21 protein-coding genes are annotated in these 23,689 nt (G+C 66.8%); 16 read left to right on the forward strand and 5 right to left on the reverse strand.

Annotated elements, in window-relative coordinates; translation table 11 throughout:
• Positions 1-4 precede the first annotated feature (4 nt).
• From AC06G6_RS00530 to AC06G6_RS00560, 7 genes are all read left to right on the forward strand, one after another.
• Complete coding sequence (locus tag AC06G6_RS00530; RefSeq protein ID WP_479825336.1) at positions 5-1,270, forward strand: 3-hydroxyacyl-CoA dehydrogenase family protein; 1,266 nt, start codon at positions 5-7, stop codon at positions 1,268-1,270.
• A 64-nt stretch (positions 1,271-1,334) separates the two neighbouring features.
• The gene (locus AC06G6_RS00535; protein ID WP_479825338.1) at positions 1,335-2,525 is read left to right on the forward strand and encodes an acyl-CoA dehydrogenase family protein; all 1,191 of its coding nucleotides are present in this window, start codon (positions 1,335-1,337) and stop codon (positions 2,523-2,525) included.
• Positions 2,526-2,535: 10 nt separating this feature from the next.
• On the forward strand, positions 2,536-4,170 hold the full coding sequence (locus AC06G6_RS00540) for an AMP-binding protein (protein WP_479825340.1): 1,635 nt from the start codon (positions 2,536-2,538) through the stop codon (positions 4,168-4,170).
• Positions 4,171-4,233: 63 nt separating this feature from the next.
• The gene (locus tag AC06G6_RS00545) at positions 4,234-4,917 is read left to right on the forward strand and encodes a TetR/AcrR family transcriptional regulator (protein WP_479825342.1); all 684 of its coding nucleotides are present in this window, start codon (positions 4,234-4,236) and stop codon (positions 4,915-4,917) included.
• A gap of 116 nt (positions 4,918-5,033) precedes the next feature.
• Positions 5,034-5,942, forward strand: a complete 909-nt coding sequence (locus AC06G6_RS00550) for a hypothetical protein (RefSeq protein WP_479825344.1) — start codon at positions 5,034-5,036, stop codon at positions 5,940-5,942.
• The gene (locus tag AC06G6_RS00555) at positions 5,939-7,417 is read left to right on the forward strand and encodes a PGAP1-like alpha/beta domain-containing protein (protein WP_479825346.1); all 1,479 of its coding nucleotides are present in this window, start codon (positions 5,939-5,941) and stop codon (positions 7,415-7,417) included. Before AC06G6_RS00550 ends, AC06G6_RS00555 begins: the two co-directional genes overlap by 4 nt.
• Before the next feature lie 9 nt (positions 7,418-7,426).
• On the forward strand, positions 7,427-7,831 hold the full coding sequence (locus AC06G6_RS00560; protein WP_479825348.1) for a hypothetical protein: 405 nt from the start codon (positions 7,427-7,429) through the stop codon (positions 7,829-7,831).
• Positions 7,832-7,859: 28 nt separating this feature from the next.
• On the opposite strand, the gene AC06G6_RS00565 is transcribed toward AC06G6_RS00560, so the two are convergent.
• Entirely contained in the window at positions 7,860-8,345 is a 486-nt protein-coding gene (locus AC06G6_RS00565) for a tetratricopeptide repeat protein (RefSeq protein WP_479825350.1), read from the reverse strand.
• A gap of 90 nt (positions 8,346-8,435) precedes the next feature.
• Between AC06G6_RS00565 and AC06G6_RS00570 the strand changes: the two genes are divergently transcribed.
• Positions 8,436-9,221, forward strand: a complete 786-nt coding sequence (locus tag AC06G6_RS00570) for a GNAT family N-acetyltransferase (RefSeq protein ID WP_479825352.1) — start codon at positions 8,436-8,438, stop codon at positions 9,219-9,221.
• 88 nt (positions 9,222-9,309) lie between these two features.
• Here the strand turns inward: AC06G6_RS00570 and AC06G6_RS00575 are convergent, their stop codons facing one another.
• The 3 genes from AC06G6_RS00575 to AC06G6_RS00585 are packed head-to-tail and all read right to left on the reverse strand — an operon-like array spanning position 9,310 to position 12,770.
• The gene (locus AC06G6_RS00575; RefSeq protein WP_479825354.1) at positions 9,310-10,269 is read right to left on the reverse strand and encodes an aldose 1-epimerase family protein; all 960 of its coding nucleotides are present in this window, start codon (positions 10,267-10,269) and stop codon (positions 9,310-9,312) included.
• Entirely contained in the window at positions 10,223-11,500 is a 1,278-nt protein-coding gene (locus tag AC06G6_RS00580; RefSeq protein ID WP_479825356.1) for an ROK family protein, read from the reverse strand. The genes AC06G6_RS00575 and AC06G6_RS00580 overlap by 47 nt, the downstream gene beginning before the upstream one ends.
• Before the next feature lie 10 nt (positions 11,501-11,510).
• A complete protein-coding gene (locus AC06G6_RS00585; protein WP_479828787.1) occupies positions 11,511-12,770 on the reverse strand; it encodes an FAD-binding protein in 1,260 nt (419 codons plus the stop codon).
• 251 nt (positions 12,771-13,021) lie between these two features.
• Here AC06G6_RS00585 and xylA point away from each other — a divergent pair, with 251 nt between their 5' ends.
• The 3 genes from xylA to AC06G6_RS00600 are packed head-to-tail and all read left to right on the forward strand — an operon-like array spanning position 13,022 to position 16,893.
• Complete coding sequence (xylA, locus tag AC06G6_RS00590) at positions 13,022-14,212, forward strand: xylose isomerase (RefSeq protein ID WP_479825358.1); 1,191 nt, start codon at positions 13,022-13,024, stop codon at positions 14,210-14,212.
• A 19-nt stretch (positions 14,213-14,231) separates the two neighbouring features.
• Positions 14,232-15,776: a xylulokinase gene (locus AC06G6_RS00595; RefSeq protein WP_479828788.1), complete on the forward strand. Its 1,545-nt coding sequence runs from the start codon at positions 14,232-14,234 to the stop codon at positions 15,774-15,776.
• Positions 15,760-16,893: a Gfo/Idh/MocA family protein gene (locus AC06G6_RS00600; protein WP_479825360.1), complete on the forward strand. Its 1,134-nt coding sequence runs from the start codon at positions 15,760-15,762 to the stop codon at positions 16,891-16,893. Before AC06G6_RS00595 ends, AC06G6_RS00600 begins: the two co-directional genes overlap by 17 nt.
• On the opposite strand, the gene AC06G6_RS00605 is transcribed toward AC06G6_RS00600, so the two are convergent.
• Positions 16,890-17,957: a LacI family DNA-binding transcriptional regulator gene (locus AC06G6_RS00605; RefSeq protein ID WP_479825362.1), complete on the reverse strand. Its 1,068-nt coding sequence runs from the start codon at positions 17,955-17,957 to the stop codon at positions 16,890-16,892. The genes AC06G6_RS00600 and AC06G6_RS00605 overlap by 4 nt on opposite strands.
• Positions 17,958-18,244: 287 nt before the next feature.
• Between AC06G6_RS00605 and AC06G6_RS00610 the strand changes: the two genes are divergently transcribed.
• Genes AC06G6_RS00610 through AC06G6_RS00630 form a run of 5 tightly spaced genes read left to right on the forward strand, consistent with a single transcriptional unit; the run spans position 18,245 to position 23,658 of the window.
• The gene (locus AC06G6_RS00610; protein ID WP_479825364.1) at positions 18,245-19,564 is read left to right on the forward strand and encodes an extracellular solute-binding protein; all 1,320 of its coding nucleotides are present in this window, start codon (positions 18,245-18,247) and stop codon (positions 19,562-19,564) included.
• A 4-nt stretch (positions 19,565-19,568) separates the two neighbouring features.
• Positions 19,569-20,471: a carbohydrate ABC transporter permease gene (locus tag AC06G6_RS00615; protein WP_479825367.1), complete on the forward strand. Its 903-nt coding sequence runs from the start codon at positions 19,569-19,571 to the stop codon at positions 20,469-20,471.
• On the forward strand, positions 20,471-21,373 hold the full coding sequence (locus AC06G6_RS00620) for a carbohydrate ABC transporter permease (protein WP_479825369.1): 903 nt from the start codon (positions 20,471-20,473) through the stop codon (positions 21,371-21,373). Before AC06G6_RS00615 ends, AC06G6_RS00620 begins: the two co-directional genes overlap by 1 nt.
• A gap of 57 nt (positions 21,374-21,430) precedes the next feature.
• A complete protein-coding gene (locus AC06G6_RS00625; protein WP_479825371.1) occupies positions 21,431-22,642 on the forward strand; it encodes a Gfo/Idh/MocA family protein in 1,212 nt (403 codons plus the stop codon).
• Positions 22,643-22,653: 11 nt separating this feature from the next.
• Positions 22,654-23,658: a sugar phosphate isomerase/epimerase family protein gene (locus tag AC06G6_RS00630; protein ID WP_479825373.1), complete on the forward strand. Its 1,005-nt coding sequence runs from the start codon at positions 22,654-22,656 to the stop codon at positions 23,656-23,658.
• Positions 23,659-23,689 lie beyond the last annotated feature (31 nt).

The following is a 23,689-nucleotide window of genomic DNA, read 5'->3' on the forward strand; positions in this document are numbered from 1 at the left end:
TGACATGGTTCCTGACAATGTCGTTGAAACTGCCATGCTCGCGGAGGCCGGCGCAGCTGCCTCCCGGGGCGCCGGAAAGTCGCCGAGTGCGTACGCGGAGACCCTCCTGGCCGGCGAACGGCACAGGCCGCAGGGTGCGCCCGGCGCAGTCCCGCTCCCTGTCCAGAGCGTCGGAGTCATCGGGGCCGGGCTCATGGCCAGTCAGCTCGCCCTGCTCTTCGCCAGGCAGCTGGGGGTTCCGGTGCTGATCACCGATCTGTCCCAGGAAAAAGTGGACGGGGCACTGAGCGGGATCGCCGCACACCTGGACAAGCTGGTGGCGCGCGGGCAGCTCACTCAAACGGCAGCGCAGGAACTCGGGAGTCTTGTCCGCGGAACGGTCGACAAGCGCGAATTCCGGAACTGCGACGTGGTCATCGAGGCCGTGTTCGAGGAGCTGAGCGTCAAACGCGCGGTCTTCGCCGAGATCGAGCCCCTGCTGCGCGCAGACGCGCTGCTGCTGACGAACACCTCGTCCCTTTCCGTGGCAGCCATCGGCCGCGGCCTGACCCATCCGGAACGCCTGGTGGGACTGCACTTCTTCAATCCGGTGGCGGTGCTGCCGCTGGTGGAAATCATCAGCACCGAAAACAACGACGACGTCAGCGTCGCGTCTGCCTGTTCGCTCGCCCGGCTCCTGGGCAAGACCGCGGTGCTCGTCACGGACACGCCGGGCTTTGTGGTGAACCGGATCCTGAGCCGACTGTTCTGCGAACTTCTCCGGATCATTGATGACGGGGCGGAGGTGCAACTGGCGGACCACGCCCTGGATCCGCTGGGACTGCCGATGACCCCGCTCACCCTGCTGGGTTTCATCGGACCCGCCGTCCAGCTGCATATCTGCGAGACCATGCACGCCGCCTATCCGGACCGTTTCTACGTCAGCACCAGCCTGGCCGCCGTTGCGGCGGCGCGCCTGCGCGGCTATCTCGATAAAGCGGGCACCGTGCTTCCCGCGGCGGCCGCGCTGCTGCCGCATGCGGACGCCGGACCGCCGGCACCCGGCGCGGAGTCCATCAGGGCACGGATCCTGGATGCACTGGCGGAGGAGGTGGGCCTGATGCTGGCCGAAAACGTGGTGGCCGGACCGGCGGACGTGGATCTGTGCATGCTGCTCGGCGCCAACTTCCCCGTGAACCAGGGCGGCCTCACCCCGATGCTTGACCTCAGCGGCGCCTCGCGGCGCGTGTGGGGAAAGGAATTCCACCCCGGCCCGGGCTTTGCCGACTAGCCAACGCGCGCGGAACGTCCCAACCGGACCGCCCTTCACCCTCTTCCTCAATTCCTCCCAAAGGATGCAAGCCATGCCCGACTATGACGTCTCCGAACCGCTCGATACCGACTACTACGCCGTCTTTGCGAATGTTCCTGCCGCCGACCGTGAAGTCTGGAACCGCGCCAGGGCCTTCACGGCGGAGGCAATCCCGCAGATGAACGACTACTGGGAGCGCGCCGAGTTCCCCGCCCACCTGGCGAAGCGGATGGGCAGCCTGAACCTGCTGGCCGACGGCATCGACGTCCCGGGCCTGGACCTGATGTCACCCCTGGGCGCCGGACTGGTCAACATGGAAGTCTCCCGCGGGGACGGCTCGCTGGGTACCGTGATCGCAGTCCAGGGCGGCCTGGCCATGCGCTCGATTGCACTCTTCGGGTCCGAAGCCCAGCGCGAGACCTGGCTTGGTCCGCTGGGCCGGGGCGAAAAGCTCGGCGCCTTCGCACTCACGGAACCGGACCACGGCTCGGACTCCGTGGCGCTGGAAACCACCGCCACCCTCGACGGCGGGGAGTACGTCCTCAACGGCGAGAAGAAGTGGATCGGCAACGGCGCGGCGGGGGATGTCTCCGTGGTCTGGGCACGCGATGACGCCGGGGATGTCCGCGGCTTCCTGGTGGAGCAGGACCGGGAGGGGTACGAGGCCGAGACCATCACCGGGAAGGCATCGCTCCGCGCGATTCACCAGGCCCGGATCCGGCTCACCAATGTCCGCATCCCCAAAGCCAATCTTCTTCCCGGTGCGCGAACGTTCAAGGACACCTCCAAGGTCCTGGTGGCGACGCGCCTGGGCGTGGCCTGGTCGGCCCTTGGCCACGCCACCGCCGTCTACGAAGCCGCGCTGAACTATGCCACGCAGCGCACCCAGTTCGGCAAGCCGCTCGCGAAGTTCCAGCTGGTCCAGGAACGGCTGACCTACATGCTTTCGGAGCTGACCAGCATGCAGCTGCATTGTGTCCATCTGGCGGGTCTTGATGCGGCCGGCCTGATGCGCCCCACCCAGGCCGCGATGGCGAAGTACCACAACACCCGCAAGGCCCGGGAGCTGGCATCCATTGCCCGCGATATGTTGGGCGGCAACGGCATCCTTCTGGAAAACCACGTGATCCGGCACCTGCTGGACATCGAATCCATCCATACCTATGAAGGCACGCAAAGCATTCAGACCCTACTGATCGGCCGCGATGTCACCGGACAAAGCGCCTTCGCCTAAAGGACCCGCCATGACCACCATCGAGCGCCCCAACGAAACCCCGCTGAGCCCCCTGCGGTTCCTCCAGCGTTCCGCCGAGGTCTTCGGACAGAAGACGGCGATTATCCACGGTGATCGCTCCTACACCTACACGGACTTCGCCGCCGAAGCCCAACAGCTCGCCAAGGCGATCAGGAGCAGGATCCAGCCAGGCGACCGCGTGGCCTTCCTGTGTCCCAATGTGCCTGAACTGCTGATTGCCCACTACGCCGTTCCCCTCGCCGGGGGCGTCCTGGTGGCCCTGAACACGCGGATGACCGCCCGGGAACTCCAGTACATCCTGGAACACTCCGAAGCCAGGCTGCTGTTCGCCGATACGGAGCTGCTCGGCACCGTCGCGGGACTGGACCTTGGCCTGACACAGCTGGCCGGCATCATCGACGTGCCCGACAGCACCATCCCCGATCCGGTGGTCCCGGCGGGGATCGACACCACCCGCTATGCGGATTTCCTCGCGGGACCGGACAGCCGGGACGCAGATCTCCCGTGGGGGGTCCAGGACGAACGCGCCCCCATCACGCTGAACTACACCTCAGGGACAACGGGCAAGCCGAAGGGCGTGCTGTACTCACATCGCGGGGCTTACCTGAACTCACTCGGGGAAACCATCCATAACAAGTTCACTGGCGACACCCGCTATCTGTGGACTCTTCCGATGTTCCACTGCAACGGCTGGTGCACGACGTGGGCCGTGACCGCCGTGGCGGGTGTCCATATCTGCCTGCGGGCGGTGCGCGCGGATGCAGTCTGGGACGCCATCGACACCCTCGGCGTCACCAACCTCTGCGGCGCCCCCACGGTGTGCAGCATCATCGCCGGCGCGCCCCAGGCGCACGAGCTAACGGAGCCGCTGCTGATCACGACGGCGGGCGCCCCGCCCTCGCCCGCGATCATCACGTCCCTGGACTCACTCGGGATCACCGTGGTGCACGTCTACGGGCTGACCGAGGTGTACGGCCCTTACACGATCTGCGAGTACCAGCCCGAGTGGGATGATCTGTCCCCTCAGGACCGGGCCGTGAAGATCTCTCGGCAGGGGGTGGGCATGCTGCAGGCCGAGACGGCGCGCATCGTGGACCTGGACATGTTCGACGTCCCGGCGGACGGCACCACGCTGGGGGAAATCGTGCTCCGCGGCAACAACGTGATGCTCGGATATTTCAAGGACCCCGAGGCCACGGCCGAGGCCTTCGCCGGCGGCTGGTTCCACACCGGAGACCTCGGCGTGATGCATCCGGACGGCTACATCCAGCTCAAGGACCGGGCCAAGGACATCATCATCTCCGGCGGCGAGAATATCTCCACCATTGAAGTCGAGCAGGCCATCAGCAGCCACCCTGCGGTGTTGAACGTGGCCGTGATCGGCGTCCCGCACGAGAAATGGGGCGAACGGCCGGTTGCCTTTGTCATCCGCAGCAGCTCCAGCCCGGTCACCGCCGAGGAAATCCGTGCGCACGTCCAGGGCCTGCTCTCCGGATTCAAGGTGCCGGACCGAATCCTCTTCCCCGACGAACTCCCGCACAACTCCACCGGAAAAGTCCTGAAGTCCCAACTGCGCGCCTTGGGCGTCACTGCCGCGGCGCTCAGCCAGGAAGCCGCCCAGTGAGCGGGAGGGCCGCCGTCGCACTCTGCGGCGGCGGACAGGGCGACGCGCTGTTACTGTACCGGGATGGCATCAGTGGCTAATTTCCGCTCCGAGGTGGCCGAGGCCGCCCTGGATCTGTTCACCGACAACGGCTACGATCCGACCAGCGTGGACGATATTGCCCTGGCGGCCGGGATCTCCCGGAGCACCTTCTTCCGCCAGTTCCGTGCCAAGGAAGACGTGATCTTCGCAGACCACGAAGCCTTGCTCGATGAGCTGGGCAGCTACCTGGCCGCGGGCCATCCCGATCCATGGGAGGCCGTGTGCCAGGCCGCGGCACTCGTCTTTGGGAAGTTCGCTGAGCGCCGGGAAATAGCCCAGAAGCGCTACCACGTGGTGCAGGCGGTGCCCGCGCTCCGGGACCGGGAAACGATCATGGTATCCCGCTATGAGCGGCTTTTCTCCGACTACCTCCGGCAGGCCCTCCCGGGCCTGGCGGCACTTGATGCAATCCGGTTCGCGGCGGCCGTCACGTCCACCCACAACTATGTGCTGCGCGAAATGATGCTGGATTCTCCCCGCGGATCCCTCCGGAACCTGGAACACGAACTACTGGCGGTGCGCCGCATCTTCGGCGTCCTGCCACCGGGCGACCCGTCCGTTGCCCCCGCCGCGGATGACCTCGTGGTGGCTGTATTCCCCCGGTCCACACCCACCGCCGAGGTGGCGCGCCGCATCCAGGACACGCTCGACGGGCGCTCCGCCTAGCCACCGGACACCCCACTCACGGGGAAGTTGTCCCCATGGCCCCCGTGCCGGGCCGTGCTGTAGCGTGCCTCTCATTGGTTGAGCCTCCGACCAGTTCCGAACCGAAGGTCTCAGCCATGCCAGATTCCGCAGTGATACCTGCGACAACCACCTACCGGATGACCAGCCTCGCCTGGGCCTTGGCCGTGCAGAGCGCCACGGAAACGCTGCGGGGCGAAGCCGGGGTGGACCTGTCGGGCCACCGTCCCGGGCCGGAGGTTGCCCTCCTGGCAGGGCTGGACGAACCGTCCCGGGCCGGACTCGGCAGCGAGCTGATCACCGCCGGGATCACGGACACCGCAGGAAATATCCGGCCCCAGTGGCTGCGGGCGTTGGGGCAGGCTGCGGCCGCACCGGTCCGGGTGAGCCTGGTGTCACGCTCGGCCGGCCTCTCGACGCATTGCCGGGTGGACCTCTTTGAAGGCCGCGGCATCGCCGTCGAATTTACCCGCCCGGTCGCCACCGCCGCAGACGGAAGGGTTGCCGCGCTCGACGTCGCCGGCATCGTCACGGTCACGCTGCTCTCGGAGGCGGTCCTGTGGCCGGTGCTGGCCAGGTCGATGCCTCCCTTCCCCGAGCTGACCGCCGGGGGAGGGGACCCGGACTCCGGCACCGAGGATTCGGGCCCGGTCCCCGGTCGCGACGGGGCGAAGACGACGCTCTCGGCAGCCGACGTCGCCGCCCTGGCCGACGGAGGGGCCGCCGAAGTTCCCACCGGCGTCGCAGCCGCCGTGGCCGCGGCGAAAGCCACCGTCTACCTTGAGGTGCAGTCCCGGGCCTCCGGCACCGAGGTGCCGTATCGTGCGGCCGGAGTCTGGGCGTTGTCCGACAGTTTGTATTCCGTCCGCACCGCCGGACCGGCCACGGCACGCCGCCTGGTGATGGTGGAAACCGCGAGCGGCGACATCGCCCGCCAGCTTGTCTGGCACGTGCTCGGCGCCCGCGATTTCCTGGCCCGCCGCACCAGCACGGAGCCGGCGTCATGAGCCTGTACGGAATGGACCTGGAACAAGGCGAGCACCTCGCCAAGGAGCTCACCCGTGCGAGCCAGCGCTTCGCGCAGCTGAGCGGGCAACTGACGCCGATCGTCACGGCCGGTCTCTGGCGGGGGCCCGACGGAGAGCAGTTCCGCGGCGACTGGAAGTCCCACAGCAGGATGCTGCTGGCCGCCGCGCAGGCGCTGCGGGATGCATCCGAGGCCGTGCGGGAAAACGTCCGCCAGCAGCAGGACGCCAGTTCCGGACGCACGGGTGCCGGCCAGCCCGCCGGAAGTCAGCCTGGCGGCAACGCGGCGGCAGCGCTGCTGGACAATTTCCAGGCGGGTGCCGGCGACGCTGCCGGCGACCTGTGGGACGGAACCGGTGAGGTCATCGACACCGTGGGCGGCAAGGTCGGCGACGGGCTGGGCTGGCTGGGAGGCCGGGTTTCGGATTCCGTGTCCAACCTCGGTGACGCGGGCGGCGACGTGGTTGGCAGCCTGGGCGACATGGGCGGCCTGGGCTGGGACTTTCTCAGCACCGGGGAGCCTCCTTCGATCACCGAACTGCTCGCGGGCGGAACCGGGCTGCTGGCCGCCGGACTGAATGCGAACGTTGCCCTGTCCACCGCCGGGCTCGTGCACCCACACATCCTCGATGACGGCTCGCCGGTGGCGGGCGACCCGCAAACCGTGGGTGTCGGCTCAGACCCGGCGCAGAACGGCCACCGCAGCACCCCCGTACCCAGCAGCCTCGCGCAGATCATGGGAGGAGTCACGGCGGCCTACGACGACGGCGGCAAGGCCGGGACTCCCGACGCGGCTGTTCGGATTACCGTCGTGGACAAGGGCAACGGGCCGGCGTACATCGTGACCATCCCGGGCACCTCGGAGTGGAACGTGTCCTCGGGCTCCAACCCCATGGATACCGTGGGCAACCTGTCCTCCGCGGCCGGCAACATGTCGACAGCTTCGCAGGCCGTTGAGATGGCGATGCGCCAGGCCGGAATTCCAAGCGGCGCGCCGGTCATGCTGGTGGGACACTCGCAGGGCGGGATGACCGCCGCCAACCTGGCGGCCGACCCGGAGTTCCGTGGCCGCTTCGACGTCACCAACGTCATAACCTACGGTTCCCCGATCGACTCGACCCACATCCCCGGCGACGTGAACACGCTCGCCCTCCAGCATCCGTTCGACGTCGTGCCCCGCCTGGATCTCGGCAACTCAAAGCCCGGGGGACCCGTCCTGGTTGGCTGGGAAAGCAGCAGCGGCGCCACCGTGGTCACCCTCCCCAGCCCGGCCGGCGCCGGAATGGGCGACCTTATGGGCAATCACGACTACAACGCCTACGTCGCGTCCGTCGAGGCAAACGAATCCTCCGGTGCCCTCGCGGCCTACCGGAATCATCCGTCGACTCAGGCATTCATAACGTCCGAGCCCGGCGAGGTCAGGTCAACAACGTCCGGCATCGGCCGAGAAGAATAGAGTCCTAACATGCGAAAAATCTTCACCGTCCTGGCCGTGGGTCTGCTGGCCATGGTCCTGGCGGGTTGCGGGGCAACACCGGGAGCCTCGGACCCGGAGTACGCCGCCAAGTACAAAGCGTCGGTCGAGGAGCTGGCCCACGTCGCCAGCGTGGACGCCAGCTACAAGTCCTCCGGCGGCATGGGCCGGAGCGGGGATGTCTTTCTGCACGCCGACACCTCCGACCGGGAAGAAATGATGGGCCTCCTGCGGGATGCTTTTCCGGCGATTGTGGACGCCGCCGCCGGCGACCCGGAAGTAAATCTGGCGATCCAGGTGATCTCTGCGGATGAAGCGTCGGCTGTCTCACCCACCGATCTGGGGTATTCCGGGGCCGGGTCTTTGACCAGTTACCGGACATTCCTGGGCAAGTAGGCGGTTCGGCCGCGACACCCGTCACCGCCTAGTCCTCTGTCAGGAGTCTCGCGTAGTTCGCCATCGAGCGCTGATACCGGGGCAAATGGGGAATGAGTGCCTCGAGCGCGACGCGGAGGGCCTCATCATGACGGCCGGCGTCTCTTAGGGCCAGGGCCCGCACGGCGCTGGGTGCCCCGCCCAACGCATGCGGGTCGGCGTGGGTGAGGATCTTCAGGGCTTCTGCCGTGTGCCCGAGGGCACGCTGGGAGCTGGCCATCTGGACGTAGGTGCGAGTCTGCCTGGTGGGATCGAGCCCGGCTGCGAGCCCGGACTCGTAAAACGAGACGGCGTCGAGAGTCAGTCCGGTGGAATCGCGGATGCAGGCGCGTTCGAAATCTGCGCGTCCGTCGGTTGCGGGTGATGCGGAAGCGAGATCGTCCAGTTCGCCGATGGTTTTTTCGCCGTCGGTCGGTGATGCCGCGAAGGCTGTCCAGAAAGCGGCTACGCGGCGCTCCCACTCGTCAATTGTCATGGGCCGATCCTACTTGCGCTCAGGTGCCCACTTGCGGTCCGCCGGAGCCGACGCCGCCGCGGGCCTTCCGGGCGTTGTACCGTGGGGGCGATGGCTACTTCGAAACTTCTTACGGCGTACGACCAGCAGCTCCGGACAGATGCGGAGACCCCCAGTGCGCTCGCCGTCGAGCGGCTGGGCCCCTTGCGTCTTGTCACCTTTTCCGGCGGGCGCGGTTTCGTGACCTATCAGGACCTTGGCGGGGCCGGCGCGGAGACAATCGAGGAATGGGTGGCGGAAACACTGGCGTTCTACCGTGCGGATCCGGAAATCGTGCGGGTCGAGTGGAAGACCCGTGGACACGATCATGCGCCCGGACTTCATGAGGCGCTGCTCCACAACGGATTTATGCCTGAAGAGACCGAATCGATCATGATCGGTCCGGCCGGCGCGTTGGCTGTCGATGTGAAACTCCCGGCCGGCGTCAGCCTGCGGAGAGTGACCGAAGAACCGGACATCCGCGCCATGAGCGCCATGCAGGACAACGTCTTTGGCAGTCCCGTCTCCGACGGCAACGCTGAAGCGATCCTAAGGCGCGTGGCGTCCGACGACGGGATGCAACTCTGGGTGGCCGAGCACCAGGGGCTGATCGTCAGCGCGGGTCGTCTGGAACCGGTCCCGGACACGGAATTCGCCGGCATCTGGGGCGGGGCGACGCTCAAAGACTGGCGCGGCCGGGGGATTTACCGTGCCCTGACTTCAGCCCGGGCCCGGGCAGCGTTGGCGCTGGGCAAAAGGCTCATCCACAGCGACTCTACGGAATATTCACGACCGATCCTGGAACGCTACGGCCTGCTCCGGGTGTCAACGACGACGCCGTACTGCTGGCGTCGCTAAGGCTCAAGATGGCGGCGGGGACCCTGCCGTTGTTGCCCCGGCTTCACGGCGTTCGGATCGGTCCGGGAGGAAGACAGCGGCCCCCGGGTCAGGGCAGCTGGTACCGGATACCCCAGCTGAGGTGCCAGGTCTGGGCCGGGGCCAGCCACCGCAGACCCTCGCCGCTGTTTAGCGCATCGGCGGGAGCCGTCATCGGTTCCACGGCCACAGCTGTCACCGGGCCGCCGTCGGTCGGGAAGACAGCTGTGGTGAAGGCCTGGACGTAGCCGAAGGACGCATCCATGAACAGCTGCACCTGGCTGCCGTCGGGGGCCTCCAGATAGTGCAGGGAGCTACCGTCCGGTTCCCGGCCGACGTTGCTCCAGGCATCGTCGAGGGTGAGGGCGCCAACCCGTTGGCCCGTCCGGAAGTCATGCCGGGTGCCGTGGACATCCGTGGTGGCGCCGGTCGGGTTCAGCCGGTCGTCGACCTCGAGGTGGGTGCCGGCATTGATGACGAGCGTCAGTTCTTCCGTGGGGACGGTCCCCAACTTGAGAAAGGGGTGCGCCCCCACCGCGACCGGCGCGTCCCGGCTGCCCGTGTTTGTCACGCTGTGGGTGACAAGCAGCCCGTCCTCCGTCAGTTGGTAGCGGACTGCCGTCGCCAGTTCAAAGGGGTAGCCCGGCTCGCCCGTGACATCGGCAGCCAGCGTAATGCTGTCCGATGTCCGGTGCGCGACTGTGTACGCGGCGCCGGACAGCAGGCCGTGCAGGGCGTTGCCGTTGCCGGGTTCGGTGATCTCCAGTTGCTGCGGGACGCCGTCGTAGGTCCACCTGCCGTCGGCCACCCTGTTGGGCCACGGCACCAGGACCCAGCCGGCGCACGACGGCGGGCCGGATTGGGCGGGGTAGTCCTGCAGGAGGGCGACTCCGTCGATTTCCAGGGCGCGCAGGCTGGCTGCGATCTCGGTTATGACGGCTTTTTGTCGGCGTCCTCCCAGCGTGGCCATGATCTCGTAGTGCTCACCCATCGGTGACAGGGCCTGGTTCTGTACGGACTCGTTCTGCATGGTCAGCCTGTCTGCGACTTGGCGGGGGCACGGTGCCGGCGGCGGTTCCAAGACCCGCAGGATCGGCCAGGAACGGAGTGAACGCCAGCTCCGCGGCTCCGATCATCATCAGATCGGAACCGAGTGCCGCACGGTAGATCTTGACCTGGCCGGCCGGGCCATCCATCGCCTGGGCGCGCAGCATTCCGTCCAGCGACGCCGGGGCGAGCGAATGCAGTGTCCCCAGGAAACCGTCCAGGACGATTGCCTCGGGATTGAAGGTGTTCACGGCATTGCGCAAGGTGATGCCCAGATACGTGAGCTGACGGGCCACTTCGTCGTTCACCTCGGCGCTGTTGCTTCCGAGAGCCCGTTCGAGGTCGGCGGTGTCGCCGCTGCTCATGCCGGCCAAGTCGAGGAGGCGGGACTGTGAGACTTCGGTTTCAAGGCAGCCCGTGGCACCGCAGTGGCAGGTGGAGCCTTCGGAGCGGACGAAAGTGTGGCCGAGTTCCCCGGCGTAGCCGGAGGCCCCGCGGAGCAGTTGTCCGTCCGCGATGATTCCGCCGCCAACGCCGCTGGGTCCGCCGTTGAGATAGATCAGGTTCCTCTGCCCGGCGCCGGCCCCGAAAATCAGCTCCGCCTCGGCGCCCAGGGAGGCGTCGTTGGCCGCCTGGCACGGGTAGCCGGTGGCCTCGCTCAGCATCCTGGCGACCGGCTCATTGCGCCAGCCCAGGTGCGGCGCGTGCCGCACGACGCCGTCGTCGCGGTTAACCAGGCCGGGCACGGCCATGCCGATGCCGGTAATCCGGTAGGAGGCATCCAGCTCGGAGCGCATCCCGGCGATAACGGCCGCTGCAATATTCACGGCCTCCCGGGCGCTTGGAATCCGCTCCGTTTCAAAGCGGATCTTCTTTTGTACCTTTCCGCCGAGGCTGACCAGACCGATGGTTACGGCGTCGATTTCCGGATTGACGGCCAGCGCCGCAATCGACGGATTGGGATGGACATCGGGGCTGGGCCTGCCCACCTGCCCCTCGCCGGCGGGGGCCGTCTCATAGACCACGCCCAGGGCAATGAGCTGTCCGATCAGCGTCCCGACGGTGGAGCGGTTGAGCCCCGTGCGCCGGGTCAGCTGGGCGCGGCTGAGGACGCGGCGATGGTGGACGAGGGAGGTCAGCAGCGACAGATTGTTCCGGCGTGACGGATCCGGCTCGCTCACCGCGGCGGAAGCATGCGTACGTGGAGGCATCATCGTGACACTATCAGCGGCCGAACACGGTGCGGTCCAGGAATGCGTTGCGGAACTTCCCGGCCGGATCCAGCCGGCCGGCCAGTGCGGTGAAGTCGGCAAAGCGGGGATACAGGGGGGCGAGGCTGGCCGCATCGCCGTGGAAAAGTTTGCCCCAGTGCGGCCTGGCGGCGAACGGGGCCAGTTCCGCTTCAAGGAGCGGCAGGAGTGCCCTGACGGCCGGCTCGTCCTGACGCCAGGTGAAGTGCAGACCGATCCCGTCCCGGCCGTAGTTGGGGCTGAGCCACAGCTCGTCTGCCGCGATCGTGCGGACTTCCCCGATCAGGAGCAGGGGCGTGACCAGCCCGGAGAGGCTCCGCATGGCGCGGAGCGCCTCAACGGCATGCTCGCGCGGGATCAAGTATTCGCTCTGCAGCTCGTCGCCCTTGCTCGGGGTGAACTCCATCCGGAAATGGGAGAGCCTGTCGGACCACGGCCCGGGAACGGCGAGCTGTTGGGTGCAGTTGCTTCCGGACACTCCGGGAAGCGGGTGCCTGGCCCGGGTGGCGGGCGCGCCGGAGAAGAATTCCGGCAACCCTGCGGGCAGGACAGCCCGGTCCGTGCGGTTCTTGAGCCATGCCTGGCCCACCGTTGACCCGCTCCAGTCGGTAAACAGGCTCACGCTGTAGGCCGAGGACGTCAGGGCATCGAAGCTTTCCAGGATCTGTTCCCAGTCGAGACCTTCAAAGACAGTCTGGGCGACGTCGAAGCTCGGCTCAATGTCCAGGGTCAGCCGGCTGACGATGCCCAGAGCGCCCAGTCCCACCACCATCCCGGCGAACCCGGGGTCGCCGCGCCGGGCTGTGATCACTGTGCCATCGGCGGTGACCAGCTCCAGCGCCGCCACGGCGGTGGCGAGGTTGCCGTTGCCGTCCCCGGAGCCGTGCGTGGCGGTGGCGACAGCTCCGGCCACCGAGATGTGCGGCAGCGAGGCAAGGTTGTGCAGGGCGAAGCCCCGGCGCTGCAACTCAGCCGCGAGCGTTCCGTAGCGCGTGCCGCCGCTGACGGTGACTGTCATGTTCTGCGTATCGACGCTGATGCCGGCGTCGAGCAGATCCAGCACCACCAAGGTACCGGAGGTGTCGGCAATGTCGTTGAATGAGTGGCGGGATCCTAGCGCGCTGACCTTCCCGGCGTTGGCCACCACGTCCTGCAGTTCCGCCATGTTCGCCGGATGGGCGATCCGCGGCGCCTGGTAACCGTAGTTTCCCGCCCAGTTGCGTTCGTTCACCATCTGATCGATCACGGTCTGAATCCTTGCTCGAGGGCCCTCTTGAAGACTCGCCGGCGCCGTTTGATGTCAATCACAACATAACAGTTGCCCCTACAAACCGCCACGATACGCGCAAGTTGGCCAAGATTTCCGGCAGCTAAGTGGTTGACATCATAGAAATCCATAATATGTTTGTCTCTAGAACAATTTATTACCGAAGCCCGGTCCGGTAACCGTCCCGATTCAGTCCACGCCTATCCTCGGAGCATTCAATGACGATTCAGCCCACCCGTGAAGACAAATTTTCCTTCGGCCTCTGGACGGTGGGCTGGGAGGCCCAGGACCAGTTCGGCTCCGCGACCCGCCCGCCGCTGGATACAGTCGAGGCCGTCAACCGGCTCAGCGACCTCGGCGCGTACGGCATCACCTTCCACGACAACGACCTCTTTCCCTTCGGCTGCTCCGCGGCCGACCGCCAGCGCGAAATCGACCGGCTCACGGGCGCGCTGAAGTCCACCGGGATGATCGTCCCGATGGTCACCACCAACCTGTTCAGCCACCCGGTCTTCAAAGACGGCGGCTTCACCAGCAACGACCGCGGCGTCCGGCGCTTCGCCCTGCGGAAGGTGCTGGACAACATCGACCTCGCCGCCGAGCTCGGTGCCGAAACCTTCGTCATGTGGGGCGGGCGCGAAGGCAGCGAGTACGACGCCGCCAAGGACATCCGGGGCGCCCTGGAACGCTACCGGGAGGCTGTGAACCTGCTGGGCGACTACGTCACGGACAAGGGCTACAACATCCGGTTCGCCATCGAGCCCAAGCCCAACGAACCCCGCGGCGACATCCTCCTCCCCACCCTGGGCCACGCGCTGGCATTCATCGAAACGCTCGAACGCCCCGAACTGGTGGGCATCAACCCGGAAACCGGGCACGAGCAGATGGCCGGGCTGAACTTCACCCACGGCATTGCCCAGGCGCTGTACCAGGGCAAGCTCTTCCACATCGACCTCAACGGCCAGCGCAGCATCAAGTTCGACCAGGACCTCGTGTTCGGCCACGGCGATCTGCAGAACGCGTTCTCGCTGGTGGACCTGCTCGAAAACGGCGGACCCGACGGCGGCCCGGCCTACCACGGACCGCGCCACTTCGACTACAAGCCCAGCCGCACGGAGGACATCGACGGCGTGTGGGATTCCGCCGCCGCCAACATGCAGACCTACCTGCTGCTCAAGGAACGCGCCAAGGCTTTCCGCGCCGACCCCGAGGTCCAGGCGGCGCTGCAGGCCTCGCGCGTGGCGGAAATCAACGAACCCACGCTCAACCCGGGCGAAGGGTACGAACAGCTCCGTGCCGACCGCGCCTCCTACGAGGACTTCGACGCCGACGCCTACTTCGGCGGCAAGGGCTTCGGTTTCGTGAAGCTGCAGCAGCTCTTCATCGAGCACCTGCTCGGCGCCCGCTGATCCCGTGGCGGCCGCTCCCATAACCCTTGTTGCCGGCGTCGATTCCTCCACCCAAAGCTGCAAGGTGGTGGTTCTGGACGCCCGCAGCGGCACCCTGGTCCGCGAGGGCCGGGCCGGGCACCCGGACGGAACGGAGGTCCACCCGGACCACTGGTGGCGGGCCTTGTCCGAGGCGTTCGACGACGCCGGCGGGCTGGCCGACGTCAGCGCGCTGTCGGTGGGGGGCCAGCAGCATGGCATGGTGCTGCTGGATCACGCCGGTGACGTGGTGCGGCCGGCGCTGCTGTGGAATGACACCCGATCGGCGGCGGCGGCGGCTGCACTCACCGATGAAGTGGGGGCGGACGACTTCGCTCGGAGAACCGGGCTGGTGCCCGTGGCTTCCTTCACCATCACGAAGGTCCGCTGGGTCCGGGACCATGAGCCGGAGCTGGCGGATCGGGTGGCGGCGGTCGCACTACCCCATGACTGGCTGACCTGGCGGCTCCGCGGTTACGGCCCGGCCGCCTCCAGCCCCCTGGGCCCGGACCTGGAACAGCTCACGACGGACCGCTCGGATGCCAGCGGAACGGGCTACTGGAGCCCCTCAGACGGCGGGTACGACCTTGAGCTGTTCAAGGTCGCCTTCGGCCGGGACGCCCGGGAAGCCACCGGGAACGGCGGGCCGGAGGACCACGGAACCGTGGTGCTGCCCCGGGTCCTGGGCCCCGGCGACGCGGCCGGGGAAATCCATCCCGGCTGCTTCGGTTCACTGACTGAACTGCGGGCCCCGGCTGCCCTTCCCGCCCCGGCAGGATCAAGCCCGGCGGGATCCGGGCGCCGGATCCTGCTCGGGGCCGGCGCCGGGGACAACGCGGCCGCCGCCCTTGGCCTGGGGGCGGAACCCGGCGACGTGGTGGTCTCCGTCGGCACAAGCGGCACGGTGTTCTCCGTAGCATCGCGGCCCGTTGCCGATCCCAGCGGAACAGTGGCAGGGTTCGCAGACGCCAGCGGAGAATATCTGCCCATCGCCGTCACCCTGAACGCCGCGCGAGTGCTCAGCTCCGTGTCCGGACTCCTGGGCGTCGACTTCGACGAACTGTCGCGGCTTGCCCTGGAAGCCGAGCCCGGCGCCGGGGGCGTGGTGCTGGTGCCGTACTTCGAAGGTGAGCGCACGCCCAACCTGCCCCACGCCAAAGCAAGCCTCCACGGGCTCAGCATTGCCTCCAGCACCCGGAGCAACCTTGCCCGGGCCGCCATCGAGGGCATGCTGTGCGGACTGTCCGGCGGGCTGGATTCCCTCCGCACGCTGGGCAGCCCGGCAACACGCCTCCTGTTGATCGGCGGCGCCGTGCAGAACCCCGCGGTGCAGGCGATCGCCGCCCAGGTCTTCGATCTGCCGGTCGTGATCCCCAGCCCAGGGGAGTACGTGGCCCGTGGCGCGGCGGTCCAAGCGGCCTGGGTGCACAGCGGCAGCCGCCCGGAATGGTCCGTCGCGGTGGACGCCGCACCGGCCCCGGACTTCCAGCCGGTCATCAGACACAACTACCTGAGGGCGAGCGGCCACATTGATCCGGGCACCTGAGCCGCTACTGGTCCGCACTCCGCTGCTGGCCTCCGGCCACGAGGATCCGCTCCGCGCCACCGGCGACCCTGTCCGCTGGGGCGTGGTCTCCACCGGCAGGATCGCGTCCATTGTCGCGGGCGATCTGGCCCTGTTGCCTGACGCGATCCTGCACGCCGTCAGTTCCAGGTCCCGCGCCGGCGCCGAGGAATTCGCCGCCCGGCACGGCTTCCGCCGCGCCTACGGCGACGACGACAGCCTTCCGGGGTACCTGCGGCTGATCCAGGACCCGGAGATCGACATCGTATACGTCGCGACGCCGCACGCCAGCCATTTCACCGTGGCTTACGCGGCGCTCGAGGCCGGCAAGCACGTGCTGTGCGAGAAGCCGATGACGCTCAACGCGCGGGACACGGCTGTCCTGGCCGGGCTGGCACGGCGCAAAGGACTGTTCCTGATGGAGGCCGTGTGGACCCGGTTTCTTCCCAGTGTGCAGCGGGCGGCCGAGATCATCGCTTCAGGAGAACTGGGCGAGGTCCGGTGGATCCAGGCGGACCTTGGCTTTCCGGCGCCCCGCCATCCGGGAGCCCGCCTGTGGGAGCGGGCGGCCGGCGGGGGCGCCCTCCTGGACGTCGGAGTTTATCCGCTGACCTGGGCGCTCATTGCGTTGGGGGCGCCCCAGTCCCTGACCGCGGCGGCCCACATCAACGGTGACGGTGTGGATGCCGAAACCGCTGTTACCCTCTCGTATGATTCGGGGGCCCGGGCCCAGTTCATGCTGTCGCTAACCACGGTGTCGACGCAGGCTGCCACGGTGTCCGGAACGAAGGGGATGCTCCGGTGCAACGCGCCGCTGTTCAACCCGACGGAGCTGACCCTGGCGCTTGGCTCGGGCGAAAACCGGGTGGAGACGTTCCTTCCGGCGGGGCGCGGGTACACCTATCAGCTGCGCGAGGTAATCCGTTGCCTTCAACTTGGTCTGACCGAGAGCCCGACCATGCCGCTGGCCGACACGCTGCTGGTGATGTCACTGCTCGATGAAGCCCGGCTGCAGGCCGGAATCACCTATCCGTCCGACTCGGTACGGGCCGCGGACCGGTCCCCGGCGCACACCGGCGGCAGGCAGTGCGGCGACTAGGGCCGCGGCAGATCCGCTACCGAGTCCCTAGCGGCAGGAGCGGCTGTCGACTCCCGGACGACAAGGTGGGTGGCGAGTTCGACCCGACGCGAGTCGAGCTCCTCGCCGTTGGCCTGCCGAAGAACGGCACGCAGGGCGGCGCGGCCCATCTCTTGCAGCGGCTGCGTCACAGTGGTCAAGGCCGGGATGGACTGCTCCGCCTGGTACGTGCCATCGAACCCCACCAGGCTCAGGTCTTCGGGGATCCGCAGTCCGTTCCGCCTGGCTTCGGCCAGGACGCCGAGGCCGATGCTGTCACTCCCCGCGAAAATGGCTGTCGGCGGCTCGTGCAGGGCCATCAGGGTCTGGAGGCCGCGAATTCCAACTTCCGGGCGGAACTTGTCGAGCAGGACGTAGTCGGGCCGGACCTGGACTCCGCCCGCCATGAGTGCCGCCATGTAGCCATGGAGACGCGCCTGGTTGCACTCCGCCGATTCGGGTCCGCCGATGTACGCGATCCGCCGGTGGCCGAGGCCGAGCAAGTGCTCCGTGGCTTCCTTCCCCCCCGCCCAGTTCGTGGCGCCCACGCTGACAACCTCCGACGGCGGCGGGTTGAGCGGATCGATGACCACCACCGGAATGTGCCGCCGGCGGAAGGCACTCAACTGCGCCGTACTGAAGCCGGAAGTCACCACAATCAAGCCGAGCCGGCCCTCATCCAAAATGCGCTGGGCCCGCCGCTCGGGGCTGAGCGTCATGGCGGGCACGTGCCCGGTCACGTCGATCAGGATCTCGACGTCGACCGATGCGGCCTGTTCCAGCACCCCGTTCAGGACCTCGACGGCATACGCCGAGTACAGCGAGTCAAACACCACCTCCACGATGGCCGTCCGGCCCCCGGCATGCTTGCGCTGTTGCGGCGACTGGTAGCCCAGCTGTTCAAGTGCCGCCAGGACCTTGGTGCGGGTGCTCTCCGCGACGTCCGCCCGCCCATTGATGACCTTTGAGACCGTTGGGGAGGAGACGCCCGCCGCCCGGGCGACCGCCGCCAGCGTTGGCTTGCCGGAATCCTGGACAACTGACACGTCGACTCCTGTACTTTCGAAATATTTCGATACCAGAAGTTTGGCCCCGATTGGCTGATGCGTCAAGTTTATTTGATATTTGGGTAAGGAATTCGGACCAGGACTCTTGACTGTGACACTAGTCACCATTACTTTTAGTTCACAAGACCAAAACTTTTACGAAACTTTTCGGAAACTTAGCTTCACCCCATCAGTAGCGGCAGCGCAGCCTCCATCCGTGAGGGCTGGGCGGCCGACTCCCACAACCGGGCCTCAGCGCAGAACCCGGAGGACGAATGGAAACCCAGATGAAAAATCGTACATTCCGCAGTGCCGCCATGGCCCTCTCCGCCGCCGCAGTATCGATCAGCCTTGCCGCATGCGGGTCCAGCGGCCCGGCAGGTACTGCCGCAAGTGCAGATTCGGCCTCCATGTGGGGCCTGACCGGCGGCAACCAGCCCGTCCTGCAGAAGTCCATCACTGACTGGAACTCCTCCCACCCGGATTCGACCATCAAACTGGATTTCTTTGCGAACGACGCCTACAAAACCAAGGTGCGAACCGCCGTCGGCGCCGGCCAAGGCCCGACCTTCATCTACGGCTGGGGCGGCGGGGTTCTGAAGTCCTACGTCGACGCCGGACAGGTGGATGATCTCTCCGGGTTCCTCAAGGACAACCCCGCCGTCAAGGACCGCTACCTTCCGGCGGTACTCAAGAACGGCGTTATCGACGGCAAGACCTACGCCTTGCCCAACAACAACGTGCAGCCTATCGTCCTGTACTTCAACAAGGATGTCTTCGCCAAGGTGGGCGCTGAGGCCCCCAAGACTTGGGACGAGCTGATGGCACTGGTTCCGAAGTTCAAGGATGCCGGCATTGCCCCGTTCTCGCTCGGCGGCCAGTCCAGGTGGCCGGACCTGATGTGGCTGGAGTACCTCGTGGAACGCATTGGCGGACCGGAAGTCTTCGCCAACATCGCCGCCAATAAGCCAAACGCCTGGTCCGACCCCGCCGTCACCGAGTCGCTGACCAAGATCCAGCAGCTCGTGGACGCCGGCGGCTTCGTCAACGGCTTCTCGTCCATCGCAGCCGACAGCAACGCCGACCAGGCGCTGCTGTACACCGGCAAGGCAGCGATGATCCTGCAGGGTGGCTGGATCTACCAGAGCATGAAGAAAGACGCCGCAGACTTCGTCAAGAGCGGCAAGCTCGGCTACACCACCTTCCCCACGGTCTCCGGTGGCAAGGGCGACCCGGCCAACGTCGTGGGCAACCCCTCCAACTTCTGGTCCGTCTCGTCGAAGGCCACCGAAGGCCAGAAGAAAGCCGCCCTCGAGTACGTGAAGGACGGCATGTTCTCGGACAGCAATATCCAGGGCCTCATCGACTCCGGGGCCGTGCCGGTGGTCAACGGCATCGAAAGCAAGCTCGAGGCGTCACCGGACAAGGATTTCCTCACCTACGTGTACGGCATGGCGAAGAACGCACCGAGCTTCACGCTCTCCTGGGACCAGGCACTCAGCCCGGCGCAGGGTGACGCCATGCTGGCGAACCTCGACCAGATCTTCCTGAAGAAGATCACTCCGGAGCAGTTCGTCGACACGATGAACGCGACGATCGGTAAGTAATCCAGTGTCCACCACCTCCGGTTCCTCCCGGCGGGCCCTCCAACCGGGCCCGTCGGGGTGGCTGGCCGCGCCAGCCCTTGCCTTCTTCCTGCTGTTCGCCATCATCCCGCTGTTCGGGGTGTTGTTCCTGAGCTTCACTTCCTGGGACGGCCTCGGCGAGATCAAGCTGGACGGTTTGTCCAGTTGGACAACAGTCCTGACGGACCCTGTCACCGGCAACGCACTGCTGGTCACGGCGAAGATCATGTTCTTCTCGTTCATCGTCCAGGCCCCGATCAGTCTCCTGCTGGGTGTCTTCACCGCGGCGGGCCAGAAATACCGTGCCGCCTTGGCTGTCCTCTACTTCGTGCCGCTGCTGCTGTCCTCGGCCGCCGTCGCCATCGCGTTCAAAGCCCTGCTGGACCCCAACTTCGGCCTGGGCGCCGGGCTTGGACTGCCCATCCTGGCCCAGGACTGGCTTGGCAATTCGGACCTCGTGCTGTTCGTCGTGGTCTTCGTGATCGCCTGGCAGTTTGTCCCGTTCCACACGCTCATCTACCAAGGCGGTGTGCGCCAGATCCCTGCGTCGCTCTATGAGGCCGCGCAAATCGACGGTGCCGGCCGGGTACAGCAGTTCTTCAACATCACACTGCCCCAGATGAAATACACCATCATCACCTCCTCCACGCTCATGGTGGTCGGCTCGCTGGCGTACTTTGACCTCGTCTTCGTCCTCACAGGAGGCGGTCCCGGCTACGCCACCCGGCTGCTCCCGCTGCACATGTACCTCACCGGGTTCAAAGCCAATGACATGGGCGCCGCGAGTGCCCTCGGCGTCATGCTCGTCGTGATCGGCCTGGCGCTCGCCCTGCTACTCCAGAGACTGGGCGGAAAGAACCGCAACGCAAGCCAAATGGAAGGTGCCTGATGGCTTCCCTTACCCAGCTTCCCGTCCCGCCCTCGACACCCGTCCGCCCTCCCGCCCGGCCCCGTCCGCGGACCACGGGACCAGGACGGACACGTCCCAACTTCCTCGCCGGCTTCGGGGGCTGGCTCTGGCTGGCCATCATCATCGTCCCCATCTATTACGTGGTGGTGACAAGCCTGAAGAACCAGGCTGGCTTCTTCACCTCCAACCCGATGTTGCCGCCCGCGGAACCCACCCTGGACAACTACAAGCTGGTCCTGGAGAACGACTTCGCCAAGTACTTTGCCAACAGCCTCATCGTCACAGTGGGCAGCGTCCTGCCGGCGCTCCTGGTGTCCTTCATGGCCGCCTACGCGATCGTCCGGGGAAAGAGCAAGTTCCTCAACTGGACGAACAACCTGTTCCTGCTGGGCCTCGCGATCCCGCTGCACGCCACGATCATCCCCATCTATTGGATGATCACCCGCGCCCATCTCTACGACACCCTGCTTGCCCTGATCCTGCCCTCCATCGCCTTCGCCATCCCGATCTCCGTGCTGATTCTGTCCAACTTCATGCGGGACGTCCCCAACGAACTCTTCGAATCAATGCGCCTGGACGGCTGCTCCGACTGGTCGATGATGTGGCACCTCGCCCTGCCCATGACGAAACCCGCCGTCATCACGGTCGGAATCTACAACGCACTGCATGTCTGGAACGGCTTCCTGTTCCCGCTGATCCTGACGCAGAGCCCGGCCACCCGGGTGTTGCCGCTGTCACTGTGGACCTTCCAGGGCGAGTTCAGCGTCAATATCCCGGCCGTGCTGGCCGCCGTCGTACTCGCTACGCTGCCGCTGCTGCTGGTTTATGTGATGGCCCGGCGCCAACTGCTCAGCGGCCTCACCGCCGGCTTCAGCAAATAGCCCGCGGACCCTTCCAAGGGCACCGGACGACTTCCACCCCGTTCGAAAGGATTACCGATGACTGACCCGAAGACCCTGCGTGTGGGGATGGTGGGCTACGCGTTCATGGGGACCGCCCATTCCCACGCGTGGCGGACCGCACCGCGGTTCTTTGACCTGCCGCTGCGGCCTGAACTGACCGCGATCGCCGGCCGGAACGAGGAGGGCGTGCGGGCTGCCGCGACCAAGATGGGCTGGGCGTCCGTCGAGACGGACTGGCGGGCCCTGATCGAGCGGGACGACATCGACCTGATCGACATCTGCACCCCGGGCAACACCCACACCGAGATCGCGATCGCCGCGCTCGAGGCCGGCAAGCACGTCCTGTGCGAGAAGCCGCTGGCCAACTCGGTGGCCGAGGCCGAACGGATGGCCGCGGCCGCGGACGCTGCTGCGGCCCGGGGTGTGTACTCGATGTGCGGCTTCAGCTACCGGCGCACCCCGGCACTGGCCCTGGCCCGGCGGATGGTCGCCGAGCGCCGGCTCGGGCAGATCCGCCACGTCCGGGCCCAGTACCTGCAGGACTGGCTCAGCGATGCCGACGCACCCCTGACGTGGCGGCTGGATAAATCCAAGGCCGGCTCCGGCGCGCTCGGGGACATCGGTGCCCACAGCATCGACGCCGCCCAATGGATCACCGGCCTCAACATCACCGGCGTCTCGGCCCTGATGGAGACCTTCGTCACCGAACGCCCCGTTGCCGGAGACCTTGTGGGCCTTGGCGGGCACGGCGCCACCGGCGCCGATACCGTGCGCGGGCCCGTGAGCGTGGACGACGCCGCCATTTTCAGCGCCCGCTTCGCCGGCGCCGGCAACGGCACCGGCAAGGGGCCCGCCGCCGGGCCGATCGGGGTGTTCGAGGCCACCCGCTTCGCCCTTGGCCGGAAGAACGCCATGCGCCTGGAACTCAACGGCACCCTCGGCTCGCTGGCCTTCGACTTCGAAGACATGAACGCCCTGTCCTTCTACGACGCTGCCGACGGGCCCGACGCCGGCTTCCGCAAGATCCTCGTCACCGAACCCGAACACCCCTACACCGGGAACTGGTGGCCCACCGGCCACGGACTGGGCTACGAACACCTCTTCACCCACCAGGTCGTCGACCTCATCCACGCCATCGCCGGCGGCCAGCCTCCGGCACCATCCTTCGCCGACGCCCTCCAGGTCCAAAGAGTCCTCGCGGCCGTCGAAGCCAGTTCCCACGCCAGCAGCCACTGGCAGAACGTCTGAGAGGAACCACCATGACACGACCCATCACCCTCTTCACCGGCCAGTGGGCCGATCTGCCCTTCGAAGAGGTGGCGCGGCTCGCCGGCGAGTGGGGCTTCGACGGCCTCGAAATCGCCTGCTGGGGCGACCACCTGGACCCGCAGCGGGCCGTCGAGGACGACGCCTACGTCCAGAACCGGCTGGACATCCTGGACAAGCACCGGCTCAAGGTCCACGCAATCGCCAACCACCTCACCGGACAGGCCGTCTGTGACGACCCGATCGACGAACGCCACCAGGGCATTCTTCCGGCCTCCGTGTGGGGCGACGGCGACGCTGAAGGGGTCCGGACCCGTGCCGCCGACGCCATGAAGACCACGGCGCGTGCGGCCGCCCGGCTGGGCGTCAAGACCGTCACCGGGTTCACGGGATCATCAATCTGGAAATGTGTGGCCATGTTCCCGCCCGCGTCGGACGCCATGATCGAACGCGGCTACCAGGACTTCGCTGACCGCTGGAACCCGATCCTCGACGTCTTCGACGAGGAAGGGGTCCGGTTTGCCCTTGAGGTTCACCCGTCCGAAATCGCCTACGACTACTGGACCGCAAAGCGCACCCTTGAGGCCATCGGGCACCGGGAGAGCTTCGGCCTAAACTTTGACCCCTCGCACTTCATCTGGCAGGACCTGGACCCTGTGATGTTCCTTCAGGACTTCGCCGAGAAGATTTTCCACGTTCACGTCAAGGAGTCCGTCCGCCAGCTCAACGGCCGTAACGGCCGGCTCGGCTCCCATCTTCCGTGGGCCGACCCGCGCCGCGGGTGGGACTTCGTCACGGCCGGTCATGGCGACGTCAACTGGGAGCCGATCTTCCGGACCCTTAACGCCATCGGATACCAGGGACCCACCAGCGTCGAATGGGAGGACGCCGGCATGGACCGACTCGTCGGCGCCCCCCAGGCACTCGCGCTGGTCAAGGAACTTGCCACGATCACACCACCCGCGTCCGCCTTCGATGCAGCCTTCGCCGCGCGCTGAGCCGGCGGGGCCACAACAAAACCAAACTAGA

Source organism: Arthrobacter sp. CJL-S3 (assembly GCF_056711635.1).

Excerpts from the sequence above, each read along its gene's own strand:
- AC06G6_RS00530 (WP_479825336.1), top strand. The coding sequence starts at position 5 with ATGGTTCCTGACAATGTCGTTGAAACTGCCATGCTCGCGGAGGCCGGC.
- AC06G6_RS00535 (WP_479825338.1), top strand. The coding sequence starts at position 1,335 with ATGCAAGCCATGCCCGACTATGACGTCTCCGAACCGCTCGATACCGAC.
- AC06G6_RS00540 (WP_479825340.1), top strand. The coding sequence starts at position 2,536 with ATGACCACCATCGAGCGCCCCAACGAAACCCCGCTGAGCCCCCTGCGG.
- AC06G6_RS00545 (WP_479825342.1), top strand. The coding sequence starts at position 4,234 with ATGGCATCAGTGGCTAATTTCCGCTCCGAGGTGGCCGAGGCCGCCCTG.
- AC06G6_RS00550 (WP_479825344.1), top strand. The coding sequence starts at position 5,034 with ATGCCAGATTCCGCAGTGATACCTGCGACAACCACCTACCGGATGACC.
- AC06G6_RS00555 (WP_479825346.1), top strand. The coding sequence starts at position 5,939 with ATGAGCCTGTACGGAATGGACCTGGAACAAGGCGAGCACCTCGCCAAG.
- AC06G6_RS00560 (WP_479825348.1), top strand. The coding sequence starts at position 7,427 with ATGCGAAAAATCTTCACCGTCCTGGCCGTGGGTCTGCTGGCCATGGTC.
- AC06G6_RS00565 (WP_479825350.1), bottom strand. The coding sequence starts at position 8,345 with ATGACAATTGACGAGTGGGAGCGCCGCGTAGCCGCTTTCTGGACAGCC.
- AC06G6_RS00570 (WP_479825352.1), top strand. The coding sequence starts at position 8,436 with ATGGCTACTTCGAAACTTCTTACGGCGTACGACCAGCAGCTCCGGACA.
- AC06G6_RS00575 (WP_479825354.1), bottom strand. The coding sequence starts at position 10,269 with ATGCAGAACGAGTCCGTACAGAACCAGGCCCTGTCACCGATGGGTGAG.
- AC06G6_RS00580 (WP_479825356.1), bottom strand. The coding sequence starts at position 11,500 with ATGATGCCTCCACGTACGCATGCTTCCGCCGCGGTGAGCGAGCCGGAT.
- AC06G6_RS00585 (WP_479828787.1), bottom strand. The coding sequence starts at position 12,770 with ATGGTGAACGAACGCAACTGGGCGGGAAACTACGGTTACCAGGCGCCG.
- xylA (WP_479825358.1), top strand. The coding sequence starts at position 13,022 with ATGACGATTCAGCCCACCCGTGAAGACAAATTTTCCTTCGGCCTCTGG.
- AC06G6_RS00610 (WP_479825364.1), top strand. The coding sequence starts at position 18,245 with ATGAAAAATCGTACATTCCGCAGTGCCGCCATGGCCCTCTCCGCCGCC.
- AC06G6_RS00620 (WP_479825369.1), top strand. The coding sequence starts at position 20,471 with ATGGCTTCCCTTACCCAGCTTCCCGTCCCGCCCTCGACACCCGTCCGC.
- AC06G6_RS00625 (WP_479825371.1), top strand. The coding sequence starts at position 21,431 with ATGACTGACCCGAAGACCCTGCGTGTGGGGATGGTGGGCTACGCGTTC.
- AC06G6_RS00630 (WP_479825373.1), top strand. The coding sequence starts at position 22,654 with ATGACACGACCCATCACCCTCTTCACCGGCCAGTGGGCCGATCTGCCC.